This window comes from Zarconia navalis LEGE 11467 (genome assembly GCF_015207075.1).
In the GTDB taxonomy this organism is placed as follows: domain Bacteria; phylum Cyanobacteriota; class Cyanobacteriia; order Cyanobacteriales; family Geitlerinemataceae; genus Zarconia; species Zarconia navalis.
On the sequence record NZ_JADEXN010000188.1, the window covers coordinates 1 to 8,774 of the forward strand.

Sequence of the window (8,774 nt, forward strand, 5' to 3'; positions counted from 1 at the left end):
GTCTCAATCACCCGATAGGATTCCGTCGGATCGAGAGCTTGCAACAGACTCGTCTGGGTGACGATACCTCGCAATTCCCCTTGGGTGCCAGTGACCACCAGCCGACGGACGCGCAACTGCTGCATTTGTTGCTGAACCGTCCATAACGAATCCATCGGACTCAGACAAACCAACGGCGCGCTCATCACCTGTTGCGCTTGAGTGTTGGCTAAATCGAGTTTGAGAAGCCCAAATTGAACGATATCTCGCTCGGTAATAATGCCCACCGGTCGCCATTGGGTTGCATTTTCTTCCCCGTTGAGTACAGGATGCGCCTCGGCAATCACCGCGCAACTGACTCGATGCTCGATGGTCAGTTGGGAAATAGACAATAGCGATGCGGTGGGTGGAGCGCAGATGACTTGTTCGCTCATCACATCTTTTGCACTCCAAAACTTCAGGAGATTGCTCGGTTGGAGCGCTCGGCGAATACTTTCGGTGGTTACGATGCCGATGGGATAATGGCGATCGTCGACGACGGGTAGGTGCCGAATGCGGTATCGGCGCAGAAGTTGGAGCGCGTCGGTCAAATCGAGGCTGTCCGAGAGCTTTAAGGTCACAACCTGCCGCGTCATCACCTGTGCCACCGTTAGGTCGTCTAGATTTTGACTCTCGGCGGTCAGTCTGACGATATCTCGCTCGGTTAATACACCCGCTAAGTGCGAATTTTCGATCGCCAAAATGCAACTGGCACGACGAGGTGAGGCTTGTGATGGGTGTGGCGATCGATCTGAACTTTGACTCATCTGGGCGATTGCTTCATTCAATCGCAGATCCGAACGGATGATGAGAGGGTTGGGATCGAGTGCCTGCTCTAAAGCGGGTAGCAGATTTTGGGAATTGTCGCATTGCATAGTCGCTTTCGCCGTTATGACGACTTCGATTGAAACTTCTATTATCTGACCCGCCAAAGAAGATGGGGAGATGAATTGGGATATCTAATTTTAGATGTCGCCAATGTTGGCGTTTTTAACTTTTACGATTGTGAAATTGTCGATCGAGATCGGTTACCATCTTCACACAATCTCCTGATTTGAGATCCGCTGGTTTTATTTGAATTTTGCCGTTACCTCACACTGGCTCAAATCATGGCAAATTGCGATCGCTTATTTGACGCGATCGGTCATTTCTTAACGATCGAGCTGCCACAACCATCCTTTATAGGCTCGTTCTATCTTTCCATTTCCTGCATCCCGAACGCGCTGTTTCAACTCTTCTGAAGGGCGATATAAATAGACCTTACTAAATCCGGTAGGAATCTCTGGAGTTGCCGCTGGTCGGAGAAATAAAAACTGTACGTCTGGCTCCAATAAATGACTAAAAGACAGCAATCCTCCGGGAACGTCATCGCTGATGACGATCGAATTTTCGGCTTGGTTGACAATGCGAGAAATGGCGGGATTGTATCGACTCTTGGCATAGCTTTTATGCCACCAAACTTCAAATTGAGAACTGACAGCACTCGAAATAAAACCAACAAAGAGTAAGCCGATTAATCCGAAACGCCAGTACCGTCCCTTAGATTTAGGTTGCGGAAGCTTTGTCAATTGCGTGGCAAATAAATAAGCCACAGCAAGCTGAATTCCCAACACGCAGGGGATGGCATATCGTAAGTTATTCGATCGGCGTCCGCCCACTAAAAGATCGGGACCAATCAGAGCCAGTCCGGTGACACCCATCAACAGAAGAACGAAGAGCCAAGTTTGCGATCGAGTATTTCGGCACAGACTATAAATACTATAGAAAAACAACCCAACAATTAGGTATAATAATGGATTAATTAAACTTGTCCCTTGATTGACATCAAAAAAAATTCGACTTAAATTTAAACCCCAAATTAAATGCAGATTTTCTCGAGGGTTGGTGGTTGAAATTGTATTTTTTATAAAGTATGAAAAGTTGGAAACAACAATATATAGCCAAGGCAAAAATAATAATAATCCCGAAAATGAGGCAAGAAGATAAGCAAATATAATTCGCTTTTTATGCCATCCTTCCAGGATCGCGATGTAGATTCCGTGCCCGATGAAGACTAATGCAGAAAAAGGATGTACGTACAGACCCAAGGCAACAGTTAGGGCATAAATTCCCCAGTTCAAAATTAAATTAACATTCCAATTCATTTCAAAGGGGTTGGCTCTAGATAGTCGCAATGCCCTCAGTATTGCCCCACAAGAGAGTAAAATTGCCACCGTCCAGAGGCTATATTCTCGAGCTTCTTGAGCGTAAAGAATATGAAAGGGAGAAATCGCAACGATCGCCACACTCAACCCCGGTGCGATCGGGTTATCGAATAGCTCTTTTCCCAACCAATAAGCACAAGGAAAAACCAACAAACTTATCAAAACCGATAAGCTGCGAATTGTCGCCACCGATGGCTCGAAAACCTGCAACCAAAATCGAGCGAGGAGGTAGTAGAGAGGAGAATGTTCTGGATGTTGGGCGAGAGCTTTTATGGTATCGTTTAAGTCTCGACTCGGATTGGGATATTGATAGGTATTTCTAAAGGTTCCGATCGCAATTGGCTCTCCAGTATAGACGAGATCTACCAGTTCGCTTTTCGTATAACCAGAAATTCGCAAAGAAGTCATCGTTTCGTCGTACCAATAGACTTTACGATCGAGATTGTAAAATCTCAAGAAAACCCCAAGTACGATCGCCAAAATAATAATTTTCTTCAGAGATATCGAAGCAATAACCTTTGAATTCATTAACCGCTCGATCGTGCTGAAATCGGGCAAAAACTTAACCATTTAGTTGGTCGATCGAGGGCGAGATCGTAGCATCTCTCGACCGGATATGATATACTCGCTCGCATTCAGCAAAGACCAATAAAATCCATCTATTCGGTCATCTTAATCCATCGGGTCACGTTTTGATAAGGTAGCGCTCTGGGCTTGTTTCTGTTTGGCCGTGAATCCGCCGTTGTTAACTGTCTAAATTCTGGACTCTTTGGGTTCGAGTCAATCCTCACGACGGTGGGAATATGATGGAAGGGTGTAGCGTCCAAATCGGGGGAAAGAGATCGCGAAACCTCCTTTACTGAAATTTGCCAACCACTGGCAAAATTTCGTACAAATGTGGGTAAAGGATACGGTTGGTATTTTTCCCGTCATCAGGTTGCGCATTGCCTCATTATCAAACACCAAGTCATGCAAACGCTCGAGAAAATCGAACCAAAATTTCAAGAATTAACATCCCATTTAGCCCAAATTAAAGACCTTGATGCTGCTGCTGCTCTCCTAGATTGGGACCAGACCACTTATATGCCACCCGGAGGCGCATCGGCACGAGGACGGCAGATCGCCACCCTACGGCAAATTGCGCACCAAAAAATGACCGCTCCAGAACTCGGACGGCTACTCGAAGATCTGCGGTACTACGAAAAAGATCTCCCCTACAGCTCGAAAGATGCCAGCCTGATTCGCCTCGCTCGACGCAACTACGAACAAGCGATGCAAGTTCCGGCATCCTTCATGGCCGAACTCTCGCTGCACCAGGCACAATGCTATGAAGTGTGGACCAAAGCCCGACCGGAGAACAATTTTGCAGCGGTACGGCCGTATTTAGAAAAAACCTTGGATCTCAGCCGCAAGTACGCTGGCTTTTTTCCCAATGCCGACCGCATTGCCGACCCCCTAATCGATCGCGCGGATTACGGCATGACGACGGCGATGACTCAAGAGTTGTTCGCTCAGCTTCGCCAACAGCTTATTCCCATGCTAAATGCGATCGTTGCCGCCGCTCCCACCGACGACTCGGCATTGCACCAATCCTTCGACGAAGCACAGCAACTCGAGTTCTGTCGCCAAGCCATCGCCCGCATGGGATATGACTTCGGGCGCGGTCGCCAAGATTGCTCCCCCCACCCGTTTACCACCAGTTTTTCCATCGACGACGTTCGGTTCACCACCCGTATCTATCCCGACGATCTCAACCAGGGATTGTTTAGCACGTTTCATGAAATGGGTCACGCACTGTACGAACAGGGCATCGATCCCGAACTGGAAGGAACTCCCCTGGCTGACGGGGTTTCGGCGGGGATGCACGAAGCCCAAGCACGACTTTGGGAAAACTGCGTCGCCCGTTCTCGCGGGTTTTGGGAGTATTTCTATCCCCAACTCCAGAGCGTATTTCGCAGACAATTGGGAAACCTATCTCTATCGGAGTTTTATCGAGGGATTAATAAGGTGGCGCGATCGCCTATCCGTACCGATGCCGATGAGGTGACCTACAATCTCCATATTATGATTCGCTTCGAGCTAGAGCTGGAAATGCTCGAAGGAAAGCTGTCGGTTCAAGATTTACCCCAGGCTTGGAACGAACGCTACCAAAGCGATTTGGGTATCGTCCCCCAAAATGACGCTGAAGGGGTAATGCAAGACGTACATTGGTACTGCGGCACCATCGGGGGCATGTTCCAGGGCTATACTTTGGGCAACCTGATGAGCGCTCAGCTTTACGAAACCGCCCTCACAACCCATCCCCAAATCGAGAGCGAACTCCAATGCGGTCAATTTGAGACCCTGCACCACTGGTTCCGAGACAATATCTACCAACATGGTATGAAGTATACGGCGACGGAACTCGTCGAACGGGTCACCGGTCGTTCTTTGAGTATCGATCCGTTCGTGAGCTACATTCGGACGAAGTTTGGGGAACTTTATCAACTCTAGCGATCGCCCCGACAGCGGTCTCGAGTTAGAGATGTGCCCGAATATAACAGACCTACCGTAGGGGTAAACGGCCGTTTACCCCTACTAGCTTTCAACGTCCGAGTGGGTTACTTTATTGAATTGCAAAGCCCGCATCTAATAACGGGGAACCGAACGATCGACGACGATCGAATAAGCATCGATGCCTCCTTCGATGTTATACACCTGAGAAAATCCCTGACTGACCAGCCAGTGGCACATTTGTGCCGATCGCATTCCGTGGTGGCATAGTACCAATGTTTCTGTATTCGGATCGAAGCGATCGCGGATGGTGGCGGTCCATTGTTCGGCTTCGCTCAGCGGTAGGTTCTCGAAGCCGTCAAGAGAGGCAATTTCAACTTCATGGGGTTCTCGCACGTCGATGAGCTGTCGGGAGTTGTTCGGTTCTGATGCCAGCCGCACGGCTAATTCTTCGACGCTGATTCGATCGATAGATGTCGGATCGTTCATGGGGGCACTGGACTGACGAATTGAACGTTTGCAAAGTGTGACGACACTGTGTAGCGATCGTCACAGTTTTTCGATCGTTGAAATAAAAAACGATATCTCGAAATTTCTATTTTACAAGAGCGCTCGTCCTCATTCAAACATTTTCGACTTCGATCGATTTCGACATCAATTTTCAGATAAAGTTTAACCTCAGAACAAGCTAAAAAACAATAAAAATATACACTAAAGAACATCGCATTCAATTTAAAATCGAATACGAAACCACTTGTGAAACAGCCAAAATGGCTTTAAATTGATATACTGCGTCGCGAGAATTTATTTCGATGTTCGTTTTTTCTACCGATAGGCTTCGCGTCAGTTATTCGTTTTTTAAGATTTTGTAAATTTATTATCGAATTGTGCCCGAACTCTTGCTATTCCAAAAATAAACACGTACAAATATACTTACGTATTTCAATAAAAATATACGTAAGTACGTGTATTTTTAGATTTTAACAGCTCAGGAGTCGATGATGAAAAATTCCTTCTGGATGGCAAGTGTTGTTTTATCTGCCTTTGTCTATCCCTCAATGGCAACAGCAGCGGATTTGTTTAGCGAGATTTATGTCTTTGGCGATAGCTTGTCCGATACCGGCAATGCATTTGCTGGAACGGGCGGGCAAATTCCCCCCAGTCCGCCTTACTTCGACGGGCATTTTTCCAACGGCCCGATTTGGGTTGAGTTTCTCGCCACAGATTTGGGATTAACCCCCAACCAGAATACTAATTTTGCGATTGGCGGTGCAGTGACGGGACTCGAGGCAATTTTTGTCATCGACGATCCCCCCGTTCAAGTACCCGTTCCCGGTGTTTTGGGGCAGGTCAATACGTTTCTCGGGGGTCTGCAAGCCGCCGGACAAAATGCCGATCCCGATGCCTTGTATACAATCTGGGCGGGAGCAAACGATTACCTGTTCAATAACTTCACCGATCCGAGTACGCCGGTTTCCAATCTATCAACAGCCATCGAAGCCCTCGCTGGTGTTGGGGCGCAAAATATCCTCGTTGCGAACCTGCCTTCCCTGGGTTTGCTACCCTTAACCAATGGCGATCCCGTCGTTTCCGCCGGACTGAACGCCCTCACGCAAGCCCACAACGCAAGTTTGCTCGATACCGTCAACGCTTTAGACCAAACCCTCGCCCCAGAAGTGGAACTCACGCTTTTAGACATCAATTCTATCTTTACCCAAGCCATTGCCAACCCCGCTCAATTCGGCTTTACCAATGTTACCGAGTCCTGTTTGGCGAGTGTCGTACCGTTGGTGGTTTGCAATAATCCTAACGAGTACCTTGTCTGGGATGCCATTCACCCCACCTCCGCCACCCAGCAGATTATCGGTAAAGCGGCATTCAACGCCGTGCACGAACCAGCCAACGTTCCCGAGCCGGGAGTTTCGATTCTCGGCGCACTTGCTGTCGGTGCGTTAGGCAAAGCGTTCGAGCGCCGACAGAAAACCCGACAAATTGCTCGGAGCAAATCTTAGAAAGAGTCAACGTCCCACGAATGGGCCCCCCAAAGATCTGGGAAGACCTCACCCGTACGCAACCGCAGCAGAGTCACTGACTGCGGGGTCTCGATGCGCAGCAGGATATATCGTCCCCGAAACGAGATCGCTTTTCCGCAGGGGGTGTGGGGTCTCCCCCCAACCTTCGTTATATATTACCTTTGCAATCTCAGTTTTTTTCGGTCGTATAAATTCTGGAAGCGACTCTAGCTTTTTTGCAAATTCTGAGAGAAAAGATACAAAATAATATAAATATCGTCCGATCGTATCACTTTTCAATGCAATCGATCGAAGGCTGTCCCCATTGCGATCGAGAAACTCAATGTTTCTAATATTTCTACGCCTCTTCATCTCCCCGTCCCTTGCATCTAGCCAGAAGTTTTGCTAACTTGCCGGAATGGGATTCGGTGTCCTTGAGGGTAAATTCTTGTAAAGATCGGGATGGTGGCGTGAATGTGCGGAATTGTTGGCTATATCGGCATGAGAGCGGCCAGTGAGATTTTGCTCGACGGGCTGGAGAAGCTGGAGTATCGGGGCTACGATTCGGCTGGGATTGCCACGGTGGGAGAGGGGGAAGTTCACTGCGTGCGATCGAAAGGCAAGCTGCACAACTTGCGCCGGAAACTCGACGGTGCAGACAATCCCGATCGCATCGGCATCGGACATACCCGCTGGGCTACCCACGGCAAACCCGAGGAACACAACGCCCACCCACATATGGATGGAGTGGGACGGGTGGCGGTGGTGCAAAACGGCATCATCGAAAACTATCGAGAACTGCGATCGGAATTGAAAGAGAAAGGATACGAGTTTCGATCGCAGACGGATACGGAAGTCATTCCCCATTTGCTCGCCCATGTTCTCTCCCACGGGGAAACCGATTCGTTTTCCCCGTTACTCGATGCCGTCGGGCAAGTGGTGAATCGCCTCGAAGGAGCATTTGCGATCGCCGTTATTTGCGCCGACTATCCCGACGAACTAATCGTTGCCCGCCAGCAGGCCCCCCTAGCGATCGGATTCGGGCAAGGGGAGTTTTTCTGCGCCTCGGATACCCCGGCGATCGTCCCCTATACCAATGCCGTCCTGCATTTGGATAACGGCGAGATGGCGCGGCTGACCCCCTTGGGGGCGGAAGTCTATAACTTTGCCGGAGAGCGCATCAATAAGTACCCCCACATCATCGACTGGAGTCCGATCCAGGTGGAGAAGCAGGGGTTCCGGCATTTCATGCTCAAGGAGATTTACGAACAGCCGGGAGTGGTACGGACTTGTTTGGCGAACTATCTCGACAGCGAGTGGAATCTCGATCGCTCCGAGGGTTCCCCCATCAAGCTGGATTTGCCCCCCACCCTCTACGAAAATCTCGATCGCATCCAAATTCTCGCCTGCGGAACCAGTTGGCACGCCAGTCTGGTGGGTAAGTACCTTCTGGAACAATTAGCAGAAATTCCGACGATGGTGCAGTATGCCTCGGAGTTTCGCTATTCCCCCTCGCCGATCACCGCCCATACTCTCACCATCGGCGTAACGCAATCGGGTGAAACGGCCGATACCCTGGCAGCACTGGCAATGGAACAGCAGCGTCGGTTCGCCAAATCGAATACGATCGAGGACGGTGGTGCCGATCGCTTCGAGCCGCGATTGCTCGGGATTACCAACCGTCCGGAGTCGTCTTTGGGGCAGTTGGTGGCGCATATTATCGATACCCACGCTGGGGTCGAAATTGGGGTGGCGGCGACGAAAACCTTTGTGGCGCAGTTGATGGCATTTTACGCCCTGGCGCTGGAGATTGCCTATCGGCGACAAACCCTCTCGGCGGCGCGAATGGCGGAGATTTTGGAAGGGTTGCGGCAGATTCCGATGCAAATCGAGCAGGTTTTGGCAAGTCAGGAAGCCAGCATCGAGGAATTGGCCCACGAGTTTAGCGAGACGACGGATTTCATTTTTCTCGGCCGGGGGATTAACTACCCGATCGCCATGGAAGGGGCGCTCAAACTCAAGGAGATTAGCTACATCCACGCAGAAG

6 protein-coding genes are annotated in these 8,774 nt (G+C 49.6%); 3 read left to right on the forward strand and 3 right to left on the reverse strand.

Annotated elements, in window-relative coordinates:
• Together IQ235_RS11460 and IQ235_RS11465 are read right to left on the reverse strand one after the other, a co-directional pair.
• On the reverse strand, window positions 1-893 hold an 893-nt coding region (locus IQ235_RS11460), incomplete at its 3' end, for a CBS domain-containing protein (RefSeq protein WP_264321598.1).
• A gap of 276 nt (window positions 894-1,169) precedes the next feature.
• Complete coding sequence (locus IQ235_RS11465) at window positions 1,170-2,750, reverse strand: glycosyltransferase family 39 protein (RefSeq protein ID WP_264321599.1); 1,581 nt, start codon at window positions 2,748-2,750, stop codon at window positions 1,170-1,172.
• Window positions 2,751-3,191: 441 nt separating this feature from the next.
• Here IQ235_RS11465 and IQ235_RS11470 point away from each other — a divergent pair, with 441 nt between their 5' ends.
• Complete coding sequence (locus IQ235_RS11470) at window positions 3,192-4,715, forward strand: carboxypeptidase M32 (protein ID WP_264321600.1); 1,524 nt, start codon at window positions 3,192-3,194, stop codon at window positions 4,713-4,715.
• Window positions 4,716-4,850: 135 nt separating this feature from the next.
• Here IQ235_RS11470 and IQ235_RS11475 read toward each other — a convergent pair whose 3' ends face one another.
• Window positions 4,851-5,204, reverse strand: a complete 354-nt coding sequence (locus IQ235_RS11475; protein ID WP_264321601.1) for a rhodanese-like domain-containing protein — start codon at window positions 5,202-5,204, stop codon at window positions 4,851-4,853.
• Window positions 5,205-5,713: 509 nt separating this feature from the next.
• Between IQ235_RS11475 and IQ235_RS11480 the strand changes: the two genes are divergently transcribed.
• The gene (locus IQ235_RS11480) at window positions 5,714-6,727 is read left to right on the forward strand and encodes an SGNH/GDSL hydrolase family protein (protein WP_264321602.1); all 1,014 of its coding nucleotides are present in this window, start codon (window positions 5,714-5,716) and stop codon (window positions 6,725-6,727) included.
• 474 nt (window positions 6,728-7,201) lie between these two features.
• Window positions 7,202-8,774, forward strand: a 1,573-nt coding sequence (glmS, locus tag IQ235_RS11485) for a glutamine--fructose-6-phosphate transaminase (isomerizing) (protein ID WP_264321603.1), incomplete at its 3' end; no start/stop codon positions are given.

Excerpts from the sequence above, each read along its gene's own strand:
- IQ235_RS11465 (WP_264321599.1), bottom strand. The coding sequence starts at position 2,750 with ATGAATTCAAAGGTTATTGCTTCGATATCTCTGAAGAAAATTATTATT.
- IQ235_RS11475 (WP_264321601.1), bottom strand. The coding sequence starts at position 5,204 with ATGAACGATCCGACATCTATCGATCGAATCAGCGTCGAAGAATTAGCC.
- IQ235_RS11470 (WP_264321600.1), top strand. The coding sequence starts at position 3,192 with ATGCAAACGCTCGAGAAAATCGAACCAAAATTTCAAGAATTAACATCC.
- IQ235_RS11480 (WP_264321602.1), top strand. The coding sequence starts at position 5,714 with ATGATGAAAAATTCCTTCTGGATGGCAAGTGTTGTTTTATCTGCCTTT.